We start from the raw sequence: 18,489 nt of genomic DNA on the forward strand, positions 1-18,489 counted from the left end.
AATGAATACCGATATAGTAAGAAGAGAGAAAATGGAGGGAGGAGAAACGGTATGAATATCGGAACATTGATCCGTGGATTGCTTGGAGATCATAAACCGGGCGCGGCCAAGTCTTTAGAGTTGAAAGAAGGGCAAGTTGTTCGTGGTGTTGTTCTCTCTGTATCGGATTCTGGAAAAGAAGCGGTTGTGCAAATTCAAGGTACGCCTGTTCGCGCAGAATTAGAAACACCGCTACTGCCAGGTGAAACTATGAACTTACAGGTTGGACCACCCGGAGAAGGCGGATTACCCGTATTGAAGCCGGTCTCCCTCGGTGAAACAGTGTTAGTCACCCCCAAAAGCATGGGTGAGGCCTTGGAAACGTTAGGGCTGACCGATTCCAAAGCAGGTCGAGAAATCGTACTAGCGATGCAATCAGGAGGCGTCCCGCTGACCAAAGAGACAGCGGCTTTGCTGGATGCGGTAATGAGTGCTAAGCCAGCTGGTGTGCCTACATCAGAGTGGCTTGATGCGGCTGTCATATCTGTAAAGCGGGGACTCCCTGTTACAGCTGAGAGCGTAAGAGGATTGCAGCAGGCTGTATTTGGCCCGCAGCTGCATCAGCTACTATCAGCTCTAGAAGATCAGGTTGCGATATGGGCAGGGCAAATTGCTAGCGAAGAAACAACAGCGGAACCTAAAGCTGGATTGAGTACCAGTTCTGCAAAGCTAGAATCTACTGTAACTGCAGGCTCAGGAAGTGGGAATAGCTTGGGAGCTGTAGTGGGTGGCGATGCTGAGGCAGATGCTGTGCTGCTGGCAGCTAAAGGAAATGGACAAGCCGCCAATAAAGCCGCTGGTAGTACTGTCGCAAATGGAAGTACTTCTCTTTCGGGAGGATCGACTGAAAGTGCTTCTGGCCTTGCGACTACTCTGAATACAGATGAACAGAGTGCGTCAGTTAAGGGAACGCTTAACATAGCTTCCGATAATGAAACGGGTACTGCAGCTGGCAAGCTATTGGTCCTTGATGAGGCAGGTGAAGGTGCGCAGATCCCGAAGGGTGGAATTGTTTCGGAGGCTACGACTGGTAAAACATCTCCTACCATTCTAAATAGTACAGTAAGCGCTCAAGCTAGTGGTGCAGCGAGTAATCTTATCGGTTCTAGTGAAGTTGAGATTCAAGGTAATACCTTGAATTTGAATAAGGATGGAGCACTGGATAGTGCTATTAATGCAGATAAGAGTCGAGCTATCAATATGGATAAGAGCGGGACAATAACAGGTGGCGCGAGTGTGAGCGCCGATGGAACTGCGGGTGCAGCGCCTCAGGCCGCTGCACCTAGTGGAGCCGCCCTGCTCGCGAAGCTGCAGGGCGTGCTCACCGAGCTGCGCGGTTCCCTGCCGCAGCTCGCTACCCTCCCGCCCGCTGACGCGGCGGGAGCAAGCCCTGCCCCCGCGGCAGCTGTGCCGCGCGGGGAGACCCCGGCTGCGACGGCTTCGCCGATGCAGCCGGACACCGCCCCACCCGCGGACGCGGAGTCGTGGGTGGGGCGGGTGCTGAAGCTGCTCGGTGCGGAGCACGAGCAGCAGGCGGTGCGCGGCGGCGCAGTAGCCGCCGCTGAGACGGCCCGCGCGGCGGCGGGAACGGCCGCGCTTGGCAGTGCAGGTGTCATCGGCGGCGAACAAGCCACCGACACCCTGAAGGGCGTGCTGCTGCAGATGATGAGCAGCAGCGACGTGCCGCCCGCGGTAAAAGAAGCCGCGAGCGGATTAGTGCAGCAGCTGACAGGACAACAGCTGCTGCTTAATACAGATCGAACGGCTCCTTTCGCGCAAGTGACGTTGTTCTTGCCGCTGCAAGGTCCAGATGGGCAGGAGACAGCGTCAGTTCATATTCAGTCGCGTCGGGGACGCAAGGGTGAATTGGATGCTGCCAACTGCAGGCTCTGGTTTGATTTGGATATGAAGCAGATCGGGCAGACACTGGTAGATGTGCAGGTTGTCGATCGAATCGTTAGTCTTAAGCTACATAATGATCATCCTTGGGTGCTTGAGCTGCTGGAACAGCGGCGTGATGACATTAAAACGGCAGTAGAATCTATTGGTTATCAGCTGTCGGGCTTAAGAACTGAACCCTTACCAGAACTGAAGCTATCCACAGAGCTTGTGAGTGCCCATACTAGTAAGCTTGTTGATTATGTTCCTGAAGCCTACAAAGGAGTGGATTACCGTATATGAATGAGAATGAGCCTGTACAACCAATCTCACAAGGGCTCAAAAAAGCGGTCGCTCTCAAATATAGCCCAGGACAAAACGAGGCTCCTGTCGTTGTCGCCAAAGGACAAGGGGCGATTGCTGATCTGATTCTGCAAAAGGCCAAAGAGAGCGGGGTTGCTGTCCAGGAGGACGCAGCTCTTGTAGAGGTTCTATCAAAGCTCGATCTTGATCAACAGATTCCTTCTGAACTCTATCAACTGGTGGCTGAAATTTTAAGCTTTGTGTATCAGAGCGACCGTTCTGCCGGCGAATGGAGACCGGAATGAAAGAGCCATACATAAGGGAGCGATACAACCGCAAACAGAAGGGGACTGCTGCTGAAGAAGGAGCTGTGCAGTATTTATCTACTTGTGGGTACAAGATCTTAGAACGAAATTGGCGTTGTCGAACCGGAGAACTTGATATCATTGCGGAAATCGATGGCTGTATTATTTTTGTTGAAGTTCGCAGTCGTAGTGGTGAACTGTATCAGGGGACTCCGGAGGAATCGGTAAATGCTCGAAAAATACATCAAGTGCGAAATACAGCACAGGTTTATATGCATATGAAAGGTTATGATGATGAAAGAGTTTCTTTTGACGTTATCAGCATTTTATTGAATGATGATTTAAGCATAGCTTCTCTGGGGCATATACGTGAGGCTTTTTAAGCAGCACCCCATATTCTCACGCCATTCATTATGGGCACTGGCATTCTTGTGAAAAAAGTCTTTACATAGCCTCCGCACAGTGGGTCATTTCTCAAAAGAAATGGGTAAACATTAGAGTAACTTTTTAATGTCATCATGAGGAGGGCTGTTTTAAGTGAAGAATAAACCTTTTGAAATGCAGGTTAGTTTTGCTTGCCAATATTGCCAGCAGAAAATTGAAGTGAAATTTACCGCAGAGCCAGTATCCGTTGTCTGTTGTGCAAATTGCAATAAGAACTTCACGGTTATGCGGCCCACTATAGCTGAGGAAATATTAATCGATTGGAAAAATGAGGCGCTATTTCAAAAAATCCGTGCTGAGGAGTCACAAAACTGCAAAAACAGCCTCTTAGCGCTTGTTATTAAAGTTATAGAGCTTCTTACTTGGCGTGATAGAGGGAATGGACAGGTGGAAGCAATCAAGGAGATGCGTGGCTGGCTCATTGAGAATGAAGAGACTCCCCCTCTAGCTGAGCTGATCCAGAGCGATAATAAAAAACGATCACGGAAGCGGCGTGACTGGAGATAATCATACAACCTATGATCAGAAAAGAAAGAAGGGTGAATATGAGTAACGTTTTTTTTACATCCGATCATCATTTTGGACATAAGTTGATTATTGATTTTGAATCCAGACCCTTTATAGATGTAGAGCAAATGAATGAAGCTATGATTGAGAGTTGGAATTCAGTAGTGAATCCGGATGATAAAGTGTTTCATTTGGGTGACTTTTCGTTTCTTAACAAGGAAGCAACACATGCTATTGTGAAGAGGCTACATGGATACAAAATACTAATTCTCGGGAATCATGATCGCGGCCGCAGCCGTGGGTGGTGGCTTGAAGCGGGCTTTGATGAGGTTAGTGAATATCCACTGATTTATAAGGATTTCTTTTTTCTCTCCCATGAGCCTATGTATATGAATAAACATATGCCTTACGTAAACGTGCATGGTCATATCCACGGACAAAAGTATGAAGGGAACAATCATTTTAACATTTGTGTCGAGCACTGGAATTATAAACCTTTGACTTTTGAACAGATCAGGGACTCTGTTGTGGTTAGTGAAGAAGGGTGAATTAGGTCTAAAGACCTTGATATGCGTACTTATGCAATGCGCGGACCTTCGATACAAAAATATAATAATGGTTGATTACGATAAGATTCCCTCTATATAATGAGGTATAACAGCTAAATTATTGCCGGAAAATAAGGAAGCACCTTTTTTCTTGAAGATTTTGACACCCAAGCAGGGGTGTATTTCAAGAGATGAGGTGTTTTTATGTATGGAAAAATGCATAGTGCGTGTCTGTATGGAATTGAAGGGGTAATGATTGGTGTTGAAATTGATCTAGCGAATGGATTGCCGCAGACGAATATTATTGGGCTTCCGGATTCAGCGATTCGTGAGGCAGTAGAACGAGTAAGAGCAGCCGTGAAAAATTGCGGTTACCGGTATCCCCAGCAGCGTATTACGATAAATTTAGCACCAGCCGACTTACGAAAAGAAGGCTCAGCCTTTGATCTTGCGATAGCTCTTGGGATACTGATAACTAGTGGTCAATTGATTATGCCCTTTGCTAAAGAGGTGCTCTTCATTGGAGAGCTTGCGCTCGATGGCAGTCTGAGGCCAGTATCGGGCGTATTACCAATGGTGGAAGCTGCTCGTAGGAATGGTTTTAAAGCTGTATTGCTTCCGGAAGGCAATGCAACTGAGGCAGCTTTGATCGGTGGTATTCATGTATACGCAATCGATCATTTGCGCGCATTACCAAATTCGGGCGAAGCACAGTCCAATTCTGCTTTGAGTATAGAAGGGAAAGACGAACAGAAGCTAAAAGTTGGGGGAGTCTCTGCTGAAATGCCTTCTTTATCATCTCTACCTTTTCCTGTATCTATAAGCAGGGGGATGGATGCAAATGAACGACCTCCGGTTCTTGTGCTTTCTTTGGAACACCTTAAATATACCCCAGCTCACGGTACTTCTGAGGCATCCTCATTCGAAGTGAATGAGATGATGGATGATTATAGTGATGTGCTGGGTCAACAGCATGTGAAAAGAGCCTTAACCATTGCGGCAGCGGGAATGCATAATATCCTGCTTATCGGTCCACCCGGGACAGGTAAGACGATGCTGATTAAACGTCTCCCGAGCATTCTTCCGAAATTGTCTGAGAGTGAGGCACTTGAGGTAACCAAAATTTTTAGCGCAGCGGGAAATTTAAAAGATGCCCACAACGGCTTGCTGCGTAGTCGCCCATTTCGCTCTCCTCATCACACAATATCGGCCGCAGGCCTTATTGGGGGCGGAGGTATTCCAAAGCCGGGTGAAGTTAGCCTCGCGCATCGAGGCATTCTTTTTCTAGATGAGTTGCCCGAGTTCTCTCGGAATGTACTTGAAGTGTTGCGCCAGCCGCTCGAAGACGGGGTTGTTACTATAAGTCGAGCTCGAGCTTCTTTTACCTATCCAGCAACATTCATGCTCGCTGCATCGATGAATCCATGCAGCTGTGGTTATTTTGGGAGTGGGCTTACTCAGCAACATTGTACTTGCAGTCCCGCTAGAATTGCCCAATATCGTGCTAAGATTTCAGGGCCTTTATTGGACCGTATCGATTTACAGGTGGATGTTCCTCGTCCAAAGGAATGGGATCGGCAGGGACATGTTCTATCCTCTGCTGAGATGTATGCGGAGGTAATGGCGGCACAGGCGATACAAGCTAAACGGTTTAAACGCTTGCCTATTTCTTGGAACAGTGAACTTTCCGGCGCTTCCCTTCGGCGATATGCAAGTCTTAGCCGTGAGGGCTCTCAATTGCTGTATGACATTCTAGAAAATTTAGGCCTAAGTATGCGAGCACATGATCGAATTATTAAGCTATCCCGTACAATAGCTGATCTTGAAGGTGCACAGGAGATTACTTCCGCCCATCTTGCGGAGGCTGTACAGTATCGTAATTTAGACCGGCAGGCGATTACAGAAGAATAAATAGAATAGAGCAGTAATTCCTGTATTGGCGATTTACTGCTCTGTATTTTGGGTTATTGATTCAACCCCGCTGAAATTGTTAAGCTCCCTGGATCCTTACGGACCTGAACGACTTTACATGGGGGCTTTTAGCATTTGGAGCGTGGTTTCGGACCCCAGAGACATTATTCCTTAGGAAACGGCTCAAATGGAGTGTTTTTAATATCAATAGCTGCTATGAGATCCGTTAGGAATTCAAAAGCGAGCTATTGATGCGTTTAAGATCATCTGTGTCCGATAGGGCTTCGTATGCGAATTTATTACTCTGAAATCCCCTTAAAGAACATTCAATTCTACAGCGATATTACCACGGGTTGCGCGGGAGTACGGGCAAGCGCCATGAGCAGCTTCTACTAAAGAGGTTGCGGTTTCTCTGTCAACTCCTTTAACGAGCACATCAAGCTTAACCGCAATGCCAAAACCTCCATCTTCCACTTTGCCGAAGCTGACTGTAGCCGTTACTTCGCTACCTTCAATTTTCACTTTTCCGAGTCGAGCAACCATGTTTAGCGCACTATCGAAGCAAGCGGAATATCCGGCTGCAAATAATTGTTCAGGATTAGTACCTTCACCACCGGCACCTCCCATTTCACGTGGTGTGCTGATTGTAAGGTTGAGCTTAGGGCTTTCTGATTCAATATAACCGTTTCTTCCACCTACGGCTTTAACAGTGGTTTCATACATTTTTTGCTGGATGGTCATCATAATAATCTCTCCAATTCAATATTAGTTTGTGTACAATCTAATTTATCACAATTAATATAAATGTCAAATTAATTTTTTGCTATTAACATGATGTTATGAGGAAATTATGATAAAATACAGATATAAGGCAGGTGAATAAGATATGAAAATGAGTGAAGAAGATATGCAGAAGATGACAACTACACCTGAGTTGCTGATTGAGAATCAACTCTGTTTTACCATTTATGCTTGCTCACGTGAGATCACAAAACTGTATCAACCATACTTGGATAAGATCGGTTTGACATACTCGCAATACCTAGTAATGCTTGTGTTATGGGAACGGCAGCAATGTACGGTTAAAGAAATAGGTGAGGCGTTATTTTTGGATTCGGGAACGCTGACGCCACTACTGAAACGATTGCAAGCTGCTGGGCTGATTGTGCGTGAACGCTCGACTCAGGACGAACGAAAAGTTTTGATTTCACTAACGGAACAGGGCTGGGCGCTTCAAAGCGATGCAGCTTGTATTCCAGGGAAGATGATGGAAGAAACGACCATGTCAAGTGTTGAGACTGTAGAACTGCTTGAGCAGTTCAAAAGCTTGTTGAATCGTGTTCACGAAGCGAATATTCAAGATGATAAAAAATAGGTTTGATTAGGAGTCAATGTGATCGTTCGCATTCCGGCATCAAATCAAGCGAAAAAATGTGTACAAATCATGAATATATTTAAGGAAAGCGTTTTAAAAACATGTTACACTATTCTGGGTTCCTTTATATGGCATATAGGTAAGTATAAGCTTAGTCTTATAGATTTACTCAATGTCTCTCACAGAAACAAGGCCATTTTTAAAATTATAAGAATGTATAAGTTTCACGATATACATTATCCTTATAATTCTCGCATAAACGCTTACCGTCCTTAAATGGACGCCGAAGGCGTTTTAGCTTGCAAGTGGTAGAGCAGTTTCTGTTGGTTCCGGAATAGTGCTGCATGTTTAGCATCAGCCTATCCCTAACCCCGCGGCAATCAAAACGGAAAGCGAGATGACAACAGGCTGCCTGTTAGATCACCACGCTACTTTAGGAGGCTACCGCTATGAATATCCACGAGTATCAGGGAAAAGAAGTGCTTAAGAAGTACGGTGTAGCCGTACCGAATGGAAAAGTAGCTTATACAGTGGAGGAAGCGGTAGAAGCCGCAGAGTCACTGAGTACACCGGTTGTTGTAGTTAAAGCTCAGATTCACGCAGGTGGACGCGGTAAAGCTGGAGGAGTTAAGGTTGCTAAGAATATCGATGAAGTGCGTACCTACGCAACCGAGATTCTGGGCAAGACTTTAGTTACTCACCAGACTGGACCGGAAGGTAAGGTAGTGAAGCGGCTTCTCATAGAAGAGGGCTGTCAAATTGTTAAAGAGTATTACATTGGTATCGTTGTTGATAGAGGAACGGGTCGAGTGGTCATGATGGCTTCTGAAGAAGGTGGCACAGAGATTGAAGAGGTTGCAGCTACACATCCGGAGAAGATTTTTAAAGAAATCATTGATCCGGCAGTAGGTTTGCAGACCTTCCAAGCTCGTAAGCTGGCTTATAGTATCTCTATTCCGAACGAATTGGTAGGGAAGACTGTGAAGTTCATGCAAGCGCTATATCTAGCATTTGTGGATAAAGATTGCTCTATTGCCGAAATTAACCCATTGGTAGTTACTGCGGATGGTAATGTGATGGCTCTGGATGCTAAATTGAATTTTGATCCCAATGCTTTGTTCCGCCACAAGGATATTCAAGAGCTCAGAGATCTAGATGAAGAGGACTTGAAAGAAATTGAAGCCTCGAAGTATGACCTAAGCTATATCGCACTTGATGGCAATATTGGCTGTATGGTGAACGGTGCAGGCCTAGCGATGGCAACGATGGATATTATTAAATATTACGGAGGCGAACCCGCCAACTTCCTTGATGTAGGGGGCGGTGCAACGACCGAGAAAGTTACAGAAGCCTTTAAAATCATTCTATCTGATGAAAAGGTAAATGGAATTTTCGTTAACATTTTCGGCGGTATTATGCGCTGTGATGTTATTGCTAACGGTGTTGTGGAGGCGGCCAGTCAATTGGGATTGACCAAACCGCTTGTTGTACGTCTTGAAGGAACAAATGTTGGATTGGGTAAGCAAATTTTAGCTGGATCGGGACTTAACATTGTAGCTGCTGACTCTATGGCGGACGGTGCCCGTAAGATTGTATCTCTTGTGCAATAATGGCTCGGAAGTTGGAGCCAGTTATCGTATTTGACAATATAAGTAGGGATGTGACTTAAGGCATGAGCATTCTTGTAGATAAAAATACGAAAGTTATCACGCAAGGTATTACGGGAGCAACGGGCTTGTTCCATACTAAGGGTGCGCTGGATTATGGGACACAGATGGTTGGAGGAGTAACGCCAGGTAAAGGTGGAACGACAGTTAATATCACCCTTGAAAATGGCAGTGAAGTTAGTCTTCCGGTATTTGATACTGTTGCAGCTGCTAAAGCGGCTACTGGTGCAACCGCTAGTGTGATCTATGTTCCGCCAGCATTCGCAGCAGACTCCATCATGGAGGCTGTAGATGCAGAGCTGGATTTGGTGATCTGTATTACCGAAGGTATTCCTGTGCTTGATATGGTAAAAGTCTCACGTTATATGGAAGGCCGTTCTACTGTATTGATCGGTCCAAACTGTCCGGGTGTTATCACTCCTGGAGAGTGTAAGATTGGAATTATGCCTGGTTATATTCATATGCCTGGTTATGTCGGAGTAGTTTCTCGAAGCGGAACTCTTACCTATGAAGCTGTTCATCAGCTGACTACGCGTGGAATTGGGCAATCTTCCGCTGTAGGTATTGGTGGAGACCCGGTTAAAGGCTCTGAGTTTATTGATATTTTGAAGCTGTTTAATGAGGATCCGGGCACGAAGGCAGTGATCATGATCGGAGAAATCGGTGGAACAGCAGAGGAAGAAGCGGCAGAGTGGATTCGTGAGCATATGACCAAGCCAGTTGTAGGCTTCATTGGAGGAGCAACTGCACCTCCAGGCAAACGGATGGGGCATGCTGGGGCTATTATTTCTGGAGGTAAAGGTACAGCTAGCGAGAAAATCGCCGTACTGGAAGCTTGCGGAATTAAGGTAGCTCCTACGCCAGCTGAAATGGGCTCAACACTTGTAAGTGTGCTTGAAGAACGCGGCATCCTTAATGCATTTACAACGCACTAATTTATTGTCATTAAGTCAAGAAAAACGCTCCATGTAGTGAGCTTCGTTCGTGTATAATCAATTTAGAGGTAAGCAACCTTTTGTTCCTAACTATGGGATAAAAGGTTGCTTTTTTTATTTTTAATTGAAAATTATTGAATTAAAAGAAATACTTGCATTTTTAAGATGCGTAACACAAAATAGGGAAGGCTAAGCCTTCCATTTAAGGAGAGAAAACTAATATGGAAGAACGGGATCTACTATTCGGTTTTAATGAAGTGGAGGGTATTGGCTGGAAAAGTATCGACAAGATTCGCAGAGCAGGTCTTTTGTCGGAAAAAGCATTTTTGTGTAGCGCAGAAGACTGGGAAAAGGTTGGATTGAGTGAGAAAATGTCGATGCATCTTGCTTCCATATATACGTTGGAGTGGATTGCAAAGCGTCGCTTACTAATGAATGAAAGTGCCGTGAACATGGTCACGGTATTTGATGCAGACTATCCCAAGTTATTGAAAGAGACGGTTCAGCCACCATGGATCCTATATTATCGTGGGCGTTTGGAACTGTTATCGACACCCAGTGTGGCGATGGTCGGCACTCGTGTGCCAACAGCTTATGGGCGGAAGGTAGGGGAGATTCTCGCAAAAGAGCTTAGTGTAGCGGGTCTAACGGTAGTTAGTGGACTGGCAAGGGGAATTGATAGCGTATGTCATGAAGCTGCGCTAAGAAGCGGTGGAGGCACTGTAGCGGTAGTAGCGACGGGGCTTGATCGCGTCTACCCGCCCGAGAATAGGGAACTTGAACAATTGATTTCCCATGAAGGATTGGTGCTCACAGAGTATCCCATCGGAACGAAAAGTCATCCAGGATTATTTCCGCAGCGCAATCGTATTATTGCAGGGCTTACACTTGGGACAGTAGTCGTAGAAGCGGATAGCCGTAGTGGTTCACTAATTACCGCGGACGCTGCCTTGGAAGCAGGACGGGATGTATTTGCTGTTCCTGGGCCTATTACGTCACCTAAAAGTAGAGGTGCTCTTGATCTGATCAAGCAGGGGGCAAAGCTGGTAAGCAGTGCATTAGATATTTTAGAAGAATATACTTCGTTTCTCCCAACAAACCTCTCAAAAACGGGTGATAGTGAACCTCCTAAACAGGGGATTGATGACTTGTTCATTGAAAAGAAATTGACAAATGAGGAGTCACACCTATACCATATACTGCATCAAGGACCCTTTATTTTGGATGATCTGCTCGTGAAGACAGGATGGGATTTTGGACATTTGCATTCAGTTCTGTTATCTTTAATCATAAAAAAAGCGGTAGCACAATTACCAGGCGCTATTTATAAGGTAATTTAATATAGAGGTACGAGTGTTAACGAGGAGGAAGAGTCTATGGCAGATGCATTGGTTATTGTCGAATCGCCCGCAAAAGCGAAGACAATTGGCAAATATCTAGGTAGTAAGTATATTGTAAAGGCATCTATGGGACACATCAGAGATTTACCTAAGAGTCAAATTGGTGTTGAGGTAGAGAATGATTTCAATCCGAAATATATTACGATTCGTGGTAAAGGTTCTATATTGAAGGAATTGAAAGATGCTAGTAAAAAAGTTAAGAAAGTCTATCTCGCAGCTGACCCCGATCGCGAGGGAGAAGCGATTGCTTGGCACTTGGCGCATGCACTGGATTTAGATAATACACAGGAATGCCGAGTTGTATTTAATGAGATCACCAAACAAGCGGTGAAGGATGCTTTTAAGACACCACGCAAGATTAACATGGATCTTGTGAATGCACAGCAGGCAAGACGGATACTGGATCGGCTAGTAGGTTACAAGATTAGCCCCCTATTATGGAAGAAAGTCAAAAAAGGTTTATCTGCAGGACGTGTACAATCCGTTGCTGTAAAGATCATTATGGATCGTGAGAATGAAATCTCCGCTTTTGTACCTACTGAATATTGGAGCATTACGGCCAAGCTAGGGATTCGAGATTCCGTCTTCGAAGCTAAGTTTCATAAGCTGAATGGTGTGAAGAAAGAACTAAATCAAGAGAGCGATGTTCAAGAGGTTCTTGAAGCGATCAAGAATGCTGCTTTCAAGGTAAGCAATGTTAAGGAGAAGGAAAGACAACGGCATCCTTCGGCCCCTTTTACAACAAGCTCCCTACAACAGGAAGCAGCCCGTAAGCTTGGATTCCGTGCGGCTAAGACGATGTCTGTTGCACAGCAACTATATGAAGGTGTGGAGCTAGGCAAAGAGGGAACTGTAGGTTTGATCACCTATATGCGTACGGACTCGACACGAATATCTGTCACTGCGCAGGATGAAGCTAAAGAGCTGATTACTGCTAAGTATGGTGAAAAGTTCGTGCCTGAAGCACCTCGCCAGTATTCGAAGAAGGCGGCTGGAGCACAAGAAGCGCATGAAGCGATTCGACCAACCTCAGCACTTCGTGAGCCGGAAATGGTCAAAGAGTTCATGAGTCGAGATCAATTCCGCCTCTACAAGCTGGTATGGGAGCGGTTCGTATCAAGTCAAATGGCTTCTGCCCTGCTGGATACGCTCTCGGTCGATATAGATGCAGGTTCCGCCACATTCAGAGCTGTTGGTTCGAAGGTTTCATTCCCCGGGTTCATGAAGGTTTATGTGGAAGGTAATGATGATGGGACAACAGATGAAGATAAGTATTTACCGCCTCTTCAAGCGGGAGATGCTTTGAATAAGCAAGAAATCGAGCCTAAGCAGCATTTTACACAGCCGCCACCACGATATACAGAAGCAAGGCTTGTAAAGACACTTGAGGAATTAGGGATAGGACGTCCAAGTACGTATGCGCCAACGCTTGAAACGATTCAGAAGCGTGGTTATGTAGCTATTGAAGAGAAAAAATTCATGCCTACTGAGCTTGGAGAACTAATCATCGAGCAGATGGAACAATTTTTTCCGGAAATATTAAACGTTGAGTTTACGGCTAATATGGAAGGGGATCTTGACCATGTGGAAGAAGGCTCAGAAGATTGGGTGAAGGTTCTCGCCGAATTTTACGAGTCTTTTGAGAAACGCTTAGTGTTTGCCGAAGAAGAAATGAAAGAAATTGAGATTGAAGACGAAGTCTCAGATGAGATCTGCGAGAAATGTGGTAAACCACTTGTATATAAATTAGGGCGTTTTGGGAAGTTTCTAGCATGCTCTGGCTTTCCGGATTGCCGAAACACGAAGCCGATCATTAAAGATATTGGTGTAACTTGCCCTAAGTGTAACGAAGGTAAAGTTGTGGAGCGACGTAGCAAAAAAGGGCGTGTTTTTTATGGCTGCGATCAGTATCCAGGCTGTGATTTCGTCTCATGGGATAGACCTTCGACTAAGCCATGTCCTTCATGCGGGGCTTGGATGATTGAGAAACGCAATAAACAAGGCACTAAGCTACAATGTACGTCTTGTGACCATACAGAGGCAGTTCTAGACAACGAAGAAGAGTTAGCAGACTAATAGTCTCCACAGGAGGAAAGAAGACAGTGACAGATACAGCAAAAGTAACAGTAATTGGAGCAGGTCTCGCAGGAAGTGAAGCGGCCTGGCAAATAGCATCACTTGGAGTTCCAGTAAGATTGTATGAAATGAGACCAGTGGTGAAGACGCCAGCACATCACACCAATCAATTTGCAGAATTAGTATGCAGCAACTCCTTGCGTGCAAATGGTTTAGGCAATGCTGTTGGTGTATTAAAGGAAGAAATGCGCCGTTTAAACTCTCTTGTACTAGGTGCAGCTGATCGCCACGCAGTACCTGCTGGAGGCGCACTTGCCGTGGATCGGGATGGTTTCTCTGGAGAGATTACGAGTACATTGCATAATCACCCGCTCGTAGAAGTCATAAATGAAGAACTTACGCATATACCGGAGGAAGGGATTGTTGTTATTGCAACAGGTCCACTTACTTCCCCGGCATTATCTGCTGAAATTAAGGGTCTATTAGGTGAAGAGTATTTCTATTTTTATGATGCTGCAGCACCGATCGTTGAGAAGGACAGTATTGATATGAATAAAGTGTATCTGGCTTCCCGTTATGATAAAGGAGAAGCGGCATATCTGAACTGTCCAATGACTGAAGAGGAGTTTGACGTATTTTATGATGCGCTGATTTCTGCAGAGACGGCGGCACTCAAGGATTTTGAGAAAGAGATATACTTTGAGGGCTGTATGCCTATCGAAATCATGATGAAGCGCGGCAAGCAAACAGCATTGTTTGGTCCGATGAAGCCTGTAGGTCTTATTAATCCGCACACAGGTAAGCTTCCTTATGCGGTAGTACAGCTTCGCCAGGATAACGCTGCTGGAACACTTTACAATCTTGTTGGCTTTCAAACGCATTTGAAATGGGGCGAGCAGAAGCGTGTATTCTCGCTCATTCCAGGTCTTGAGAACGCTGAATACGTTCGGTATGGTGTTATGCATAGAAATACCTTTATTAATTCCCCTAAACTTTTGCATCCTACTTATCAGATGAAAGGCAAAGAAAGGCTCTACTTTGCTGGACAGATGACTGGCGTAGAAGGTTATGTGGAATCAGCGGCCTCAGGTCTGATTGCCGGTATTAACGCTGCTAGAGCCGCACTAGGTCAAGAAGGTCTAATCTTCCCACAAGATACGGTGCTTGGCAGTATGCCTGCTTATATCACATCAGCCGATCCGGAGCATTTTCAGCCTATGAATGCCAATTTCGGTCTTTTACCGAAGGTGGAGAAGAAAATCCGTAATAAGAAAGAAAAGAATGAGATGTTAGCGCATCGCGCATTAGACAGTCTAGCCGAGTACGCCAATCGTACGGGCCTCGCTTATTTAGAGCCGGAGGCTGTCGATAACGAAGCATAAACGCCCTCGGCGTTTATACTTTCTTATATTTGAACAAAGCCCATCTTAAGGAGGTAACTACAATCATGGTACCCAGCTTTCATGCGACTACAATTTGTGCTGTAAGACATAACGGACAGGCAGCAATAGCAGGTGATGGTCAGGTTACATTCGGAGAGAGTGTAATTATGAAGACGACGGCCAGAAAAGTTCGTCGTTTATACAGAGGACAAGTAATAGCAGGGTTTGCAGGATCTGTGGCGGATGCTATCACCTTGTTCGAAAAATTCGAAGGCAAGCTGGAGGAGCATCATGGTAACCTGCAGCGCGCAGCCGTAGAACTAGCTAAAGACTGGCGTCAAGATCGTATCCTTCGTAAACTTGAGGCATTAATGATTGTTATGGATAAGGAAGGAATGCTCTTGATCTCCGGAAATGGTGAAATTATCGAGCCAGATGATGATGTGCTTGCTATTGGTTCCGGTGGTAATTTTGCACTTGCTTCCGGCCGCGCGCTCAAACGTCATGCTCCTAATCTTGCTGCTGCGGATATAGCTAGAGAGGCTCTTCAGATTGCATCTGAAATATGTGTGTATACTAACTCCAATATTATTGTTGAGCAATTATAGGCTCAGTGCCATAGAGACAAGGAGGAATTCACGATGGTGAATCAATCGCTAACACCCCGTCAAATCGTAGCCGAATTGGATAAATATATTGTAGGTCAGAAACAAGCTAAGAAATCGGTAGCTGTTGCGCTTCGTAATCGTTATCGGCGCAGTCTGCTTGCTGAGGAACTGCGTGATGAAGTCGTTCCTAAGAACATCTTGATGATCGGGCCGACTGGTGTAGGGAAAACAGAGATTGCCCGACGTCTAGCAAAGCTTGTTAATGCTCCGTTCATCAAAGTGGAGGCAACCAAATTCACTGAGGTGGGTTATGTAGGGCGAGATGTGGAGTCTATGGTGCGTGATCTGGTAGAAACCTCTATTCGTATGGTGAAGCTTGAACGTACGGAAAAGGTAAAGGACCGTGCAGAAGAATTGGCTAACGAACGGATTGTCTCAATTTTAGTGCCTTCGACTTCAAAAAATAAATCTCAGAAGAATCCTTTTGAGATGATTTTTGGCGGGAACTCTTCACAAGAGGATTCTAAAGAGGATTCTGAGCCAGACGGAAGCCTAAGTGAACGCCGTCGTGGGGTTAAATTTAAGTTGCTCGCTGGTCAATTGGAAGACGATATCATTGAAATAGATGTTGAGGATACAGCGCCATCTATGCTGGATATGTTCGCAGGGCAAGGGAACGACCAGATGGGGATGAATATGCAGGAGATGTTTGGTAGTTTACTTCCGAAACGGACGAAGAAGCGTAAGCTTCCTATCCGTGAGGCTCGTAAAGTGCTGATTCAGGATGAAGCGGCCAAACTGATTGATATGGACGATGTCATTCAGGAATCTGTGACGCGTGCAGAGCAATCAGGTATTATTTTTATCGATGAGATCGATAAGGTTGCGAGTCAAGGAAAGGGCTCTGGTCCTGATGTATCACGTGAAGGTGTGCAGAGAGATATCCTTCCAATAGTAGAAGGATCTACAATTATGACGAAGTACGGACCTGTGAAGACGGATTATGTGCTCTTCATGGCTGCCGGGGCTTTTCATATTGCCAAACCATCTGATCTTATTCCTGAGCTTCAGGGGCGGTTTCCGATTCGCGTAGAGCTGAGCAGTCTGACGCTGGAGGATTTTGTATCCATTTTAACAGAGCCAGAGAACGCTTTGACGAAACAATACGTTAATCTATTAAAGACCGAGAATATTGAAGTGGAGTTCCAGAAGGAAGCTATTCATGAAATCGCCAAAATAGCGGCTTCAGTGAATCAAAATATGGAGAACATAGGTGCTCGGCGTCTTCATACCATTTTGGAGAAGCTGTTAGAGGATCTATCCTTTGAAGCTCCTGAACTGACTTTGGACACTATGGTGATTACACCGGAGTATGTGCGTGAGAAATTGGCAAGTATTGCGCAGGATCGTGACTTGAGCCAATATATTCTCTAATGCGACAATTCTTTTTCATTTGAATTTGGGCACAACGAATTAGAAAATTACAATTATGTGTCATTAAAAGGTAAATAAATGTAAAAAAATGCAATTTAAAAGATATTTTCGAGTTAAAATAGGAATAAAATAGCAAAAAAGTGCTTAAAGCCCTGTCTTTTTTAAAAAGATAGGGCTTATTTCTTATTGTAATAATATACAAATTAAATGAAAATCAATGTATGTGAAAAACTAATAAGTTATTCTTTACGACAAGGTTCGACGTGAATATTGATAAATAGAGGATTTTCATACTTTATTTGTCGAAATCAAGCGAGTTTTTTAAGGAAAGTTGTGGAATTCTTTTCATTATGATAGCTTTGAAAGGAGGAATTATCTTGGGATTGCTGAATAATGTCAGTTTTCAACGATTGCAGGGAGGCATTGATGCCGCCTACAAACGACAAAGTGTTCTAGCAAATAACGTGGCTAACGAAGATACGCCAAATTTCAAACGTTCTGATGTTTCATTCGAAAGTTTCCTTCAGCAACAGGAAAGTGGTATAAAACCTACACTTAACGCGAAGGTAACGGACTCCCGACATTTTCAATTTGGTACCAACAGAATTGTACCAGCTGCTGTCGCTAGTACGGATGAAACGACCTCTATGAATAATAACGAAAACAATGTGGATGTAGAACGAGAAATGGCGTTAAGCGCTGAGAACCAACTCAGATATAGTTCTTATGTCGAGCAGATAAACAGTCAGATTTCGATGATGCGAGCTGTAATTCAAGGAGGATAAGATTGCATGAACTTTGGGAGTAGCTTTGGAATAAGTGCATCAGCATTAACAGCTCAACGATTGCGGATGGACGTGATTTCCTCGAACGTGGCCAATGCGGAAACTACAAGAGCTTCGGTGGTTGATGGCAAAGCCGTTCCTTACCGGCGAAAGCTTGTTGTTATGGAAGCCACGGATAGTAATAAGTTCTCGAATATTCTAAATTCGAAAATGAACGGTGGAAGTAGTGAAGGCGTAAAGGTGCAGTCGATCATAGAAGATACTTCACCGTTAAAACCAGTATACAATCCAAGCCATCCTGATGCAGATGCCGAAGGTTATGTCTATATGCCAAATGTAGATGTAACTAAAGAAATGGTAGATATGTTATCTGCATCACGTTCTTATGAAGCCAATGTAACGATGCTGAATGCATCTAAAGCTATGGCAAGTAAAGCACTTGAAATTGGTCGTTAAAAGTAATTAACACAAGTAACGCTTCCGAAGTGTTCTGTACGAAGTAAATCTAGGAAGCATGTGCTTATAAAACTTTTAGGAGGGAAACAGTTGATACAGAATATCACTAATGGGGTTCAAGCTGTACAGCAGCTTGCCATGAAACCAACATCTGCCGAAAGTTCATCCACTCCTGCTAATTCCATGGAGAGCTTTGGCTCTTATCTTGAGAATGCACTCAATCAAGTGGCAGACCAGGAACAACAAGCTAAGGATATGAGTAATAAATTTATTTTGGGAGAAGTGAATATTGACGAAGTAATGATTTCTTCCCAACAGGCTTTACTGAGTTTGCAGTTGACTACACAAGTCCGGAACAAAGTGATAGAAGCCTATCAAGAAATTATGAGAACTCAGATTTAATTAAATCCTAGCTTAGTTCCGGATGGGGTGACAC

Annotated in this window: 18 protein-coding genes; 17 read left to right on the top strand and 1 reads right to left on the bottom strand. The window is 44.7% G+C overall.

Features of this window, described 5'->3' with window-relative positions; translation table 11 throughout:
* Window positions 1-51 precede the first annotated feature (51 nt).
* The 6 genes from NSS67_RS14440 to NSS67_RS14465 all read left to right on the top strand — a co-directional run bounded on the left by NSS67_RS14440 (window position 52) and on the right by NSS67_RS14465 (window position 5,935).
* A complete protein-coding gene (locus NSS67_RS14440; RefSeq protein ID WP_339320179.1) occupies window positions 52-2,220 on the top strand; it encodes a DNA ligase in 2,169 nt (722 codons plus the stop codon).
* On the top strand, window positions 2,217-2,525 hold the full coding sequence (locus NSS67_RS14445) for an EscU/YscU/HrcU family type III secretion system export apparatus switch protein (RefSeq protein ID WP_339320180.1): 309 nt from the start codon (window positions 2,217-2,219) through the stop codon (window positions 2,523-2,525). Before NSS67_RS14440 ends, NSS67_RS14445 begins: the two co-directional genes overlap by 4 nt.
* Window positions 2,522-2,908: a YraN family protein gene (locus NSS67_RS14450; protein WP_339320181.1), complete on the top strand. Its 387-nt coding sequence runs from the start codon at window positions 2,522-2,524 to the stop codon at window positions 2,906-2,908. The genes NSS67_RS14445 and NSS67_RS14450 overlap by 4 nt, the downstream gene beginning before the upstream one ends.
* Before the next feature lie 154 nt (window positions 2,909-3,062).
* On the top strand, window positions 3,063-3,476 hold the full coding sequence (locus NSS67_RS14455; RefSeq protein ID WP_339320182.1) for a hypothetical protein: 414 nt from the start codon (window positions 3,063-3,065) through the stop codon (window positions 3,474-3,476).
* Window positions 3,477-3,514: 38 nt separating this feature from the next.
* Window positions 3,515-4,024 carry a phosphoesterase gene (locus NSS67_RS14460; RefSeq protein ID WP_339320183.1) on the top strand — a complete coding sequence of 170 codons (510 nt, stop codon included), beginning with the start codon at window positions 3,515-3,517 and terminating at the stop codon, window positions 4,022-4,024.
* A gap of 204 nt (window positions 4,025-4,228) precedes the next feature.
* Window positions 4,229-5,935 (top strand): YifB family Mg chelatase-like AAA ATPase, encoded by a 1,707-nt coding sequence (locus tag NSS67_RS14465; RefSeq protein ID WP_339320184.1) that lies wholly within the window; start codon window positions 4,229-4,231, stop codon window positions 5,933-5,935.
* A gap of 315 nt (window positions 5,936-6,250) precedes the next feature.
* Here the strand turns inward: NSS67_RS14465 and NSS67_RS14470 are convergent, their stop codons facing one another.
* A complete protein-coding gene (locus NSS67_RS14470; RefSeq protein WP_042128957.1) occupies window positions 6,251-6,679 on the bottom strand; it encodes an organic hydroperoxide resistance protein in 429 nt (142 codons plus the stop codon).
* 142 nt (window positions 6,680-6,821) lie between these two features.
* Here NSS67_RS14470 and NSS67_RS14475 point away from each other — a divergent pair, with 142 nt between their 5' ends.
* From NSS67_RS14475 to fliE, 11 genes are all read left to right on the top strand, one after another.
* Entirely contained in the window at window positions 6,822-7,310 is a 489-nt protein-coding gene (locus NSS67_RS14475) for a MarR family transcriptional regulator (protein WP_339320185.1), read from the top strand.
* A gap of 449 nt (window positions 7,311-7,759) precedes the next feature.
* Window positions 7,760-8,920 carry an ADP-forming succinate--CoA ligase subunit beta gene (sucC, locus tag NSS67_RS14480; RefSeq protein WP_042128955.1) on the top strand — a complete coding sequence of 387 codons (1,161 nt, stop codon included), beginning with the start codon at window positions 7,760-7,762 and terminating at the stop codon, window positions 8,918-8,920.
* 62 nt (window positions 8,921-8,982) lie between these two features.
* Entirely contained in the window at window positions 8,983-9,912 is a 930-nt protein-coding gene (gene sucD / locus NSS67_RS14485) for a succinate--CoA ligase subunit alpha (RefSeq protein WP_339320186.1), read from the top strand.
* 221 nt (window positions 9,913-10,133) lie between these two features.
* Window positions 10,134-11,252, top strand: a complete 1,119-nt coding sequence (gene dprA / locus NSS67_RS14490; RefSeq protein WP_339320187.1) for a DNA-processing protein DprA — start codon at window positions 10,134-10,136, stop codon at window positions 11,250-11,252.
* Between the two features lie 36 nt (window positions 11,253-11,288).
* Window positions 11,289-13,388 (top strand): type I DNA topoisomerase, encoded by a 2,100-nt coding sequence (gene topA, locus NSS67_RS14495; RefSeq protein ID WP_339320188.1) that lies wholly within the window; start codon window positions 11,289-11,291, stop codon window positions 13,386-13,388.
* Window positions 13,388-14,770 (top strand): FADH(2)-oxidizing methylenetetrahydrofolate--tRNA-(uracil(54)-C(5))-methyltransferase TrmFO, encoded by a 1,383-nt coding sequence (gene trmFO, locus NSS67_RS14500; RefSeq protein WP_339320600.1) that lies wholly within the window; start codon window positions 13,388-13,390, stop codon window positions 14,768-14,770. The genes topA and trmFO overlap by 1 nt, the downstream gene beginning before the upstream one ends.
* Window positions 14,771-14,835: 65 nt before the next feature.
* Window positions 14,836-15,378, top strand: a complete 543-nt coding sequence (gene hslV / locus NSS67_RS14505) for an ATP-dependent protease subunit HslV (protein WP_042189455.1) — start codon at window positions 14,836-14,838, stop codon at window positions 15,376-15,378.
* Window positions 15,379-15,411: 33 nt separating this feature from the next.
* Window positions 15,412-16,812, top strand: coding sequence for an ATP-dependent protease ATPase subunit HslU (gene hslU, locus NSS67_RS14510; protein ID WP_339320189.1), 1,401 nt, complete (start codon window positions 15,412-15,414; stop codon window positions 16,810-16,812).
* A gap of 377 nt (window positions 16,813-17,189) precedes the next feature.
* Window positions 17,190-17,597, top strand: a complete 408-nt coding sequence (gene flgB / locus NSS67_RS14515; protein ID WP_339320601.1) for a flagellar basal body rod protein FlgB — start codon at window positions 17,190-17,192, stop codon at window positions 17,595-17,597.
* Window positions 17,598-17,603: 6 nt separating this feature from the next.
* A complete protein-coding gene (gene flgC, locus NSS67_RS14520) occupies window positions 17,604-18,053 on the top strand; it encodes a flagellar basal body rod protein FlgC (RefSeq protein WP_339320190.1) in 450 nt (149 codons plus the stop codon).
* A 90-nt stretch (window positions 18,054-18,143) separates the two neighbouring features.
* Entirely contained in the window at window positions 18,144-18,455 is a 312-nt protein-coding gene (gene fliE, locus NSS67_RS14525) for a flagellar hook-basal body complex protein FliE (RefSeq protein WP_339320191.1), read from the top strand.
* Window positions 18,456-18,489 lie beyond the last annotated feature (34 nt).

The organism is Paenibacillus sp. FSL R10-2734, from assembly GCF_037963865.1.
Classification (GTDB): domain Bacteria; phylum Bacillota; class Bacilli; order Paenibacillales; family Paenibacillaceae; genus Paenibacillus_AQ.

Coding starts and splice junctions, on each gene's coding strand:
- NSS67_RS14445 (WP_339320180.1), top strand. CDS start 2,217: ATGAATGAGAATGAGCCTGTACAACCAATCTCACAAGGGCTCAAAAAA.
- topA (WP_339320188.1), top strand. CDS start 11,289: ATGGCAGATGCATTGGTTATTGTCGAATCGCCCGCAAAAGCGAAGACA.
- NSS67_RS14450 (WP_339320181.1), top strand. CDS start 2,522: ATGAAAGAGCCATACATAAGGGAGCGATACAACCGCAAACAGAAGGGG.
- NSS67_RS14470 (WP_042128957.1), bottom strand. CDS start 6,679: ATGATGACCATCCAGCAAAAAATGTATGAAACCACTGTTAAAGCCGTA.
- NSS67_RS14475 (WP_339320185.1), top strand. CDS start 6,822: ATGAAAATGAGTGAAGAAGATATGCAGAAGATGACAACTACACCTGAG.
- hslV (WP_042189455.1), top strand. CDS start 14,836: ATGGTACCCAGCTTTCATGCGACTACAATTTGTGCTGTAAGACATAAC.
- NSS67_RS14460 (WP_339320183.1), top strand. CDS start 3,515: ATGAGTAACGTTTTTTTTACATCCGATCATCATTTTGGACATAAGTTG.
- sucC (WP_042128955.1), top strand. CDS start 7,760: ATGAATATCCACGAGTATCAGGGAAAAGAAGTGCTTAAGAAGTACGGT.
- dprA (WP_339320187.1), top strand. CDS start 10,134: ATGGAAGAACGGGATCTACTATTCGGTTTTAATGAAGTGGAGGGTATT.
- NSS67_RS14440 (WP_339320179.1), top strand. CDS start 52: ATGAATATCGGAACATTGATCCGTGGATTGCTTGGAGATCATAAACCG.
- hslU (WP_339320189.1), top strand. CDS start 15,412: ATGGTGAATCAATCGCTAACACCCCGTCAAATCGTAGCCGAATTGGAT.
- NSS67_RS14465 (WP_339320184.1), top strand. CDS start 4,229: ATGTATGGAAAAATGCATAGTGCGTGTCTGTATGGAATTGAAGGGGTA.
- flgC (WP_339320190.1), top strand. CDS start 17,604: ATGAACTTTGGGAGTAGCTTTGGAATAAGTGCATCAGCATTAACAGCT.
- sucD (WP_339320186.1), top strand. CDS start 8,983: ATGAGCATTCTTGTAGATAAAAATACGAAAGTTATCACGCAAGGTATT.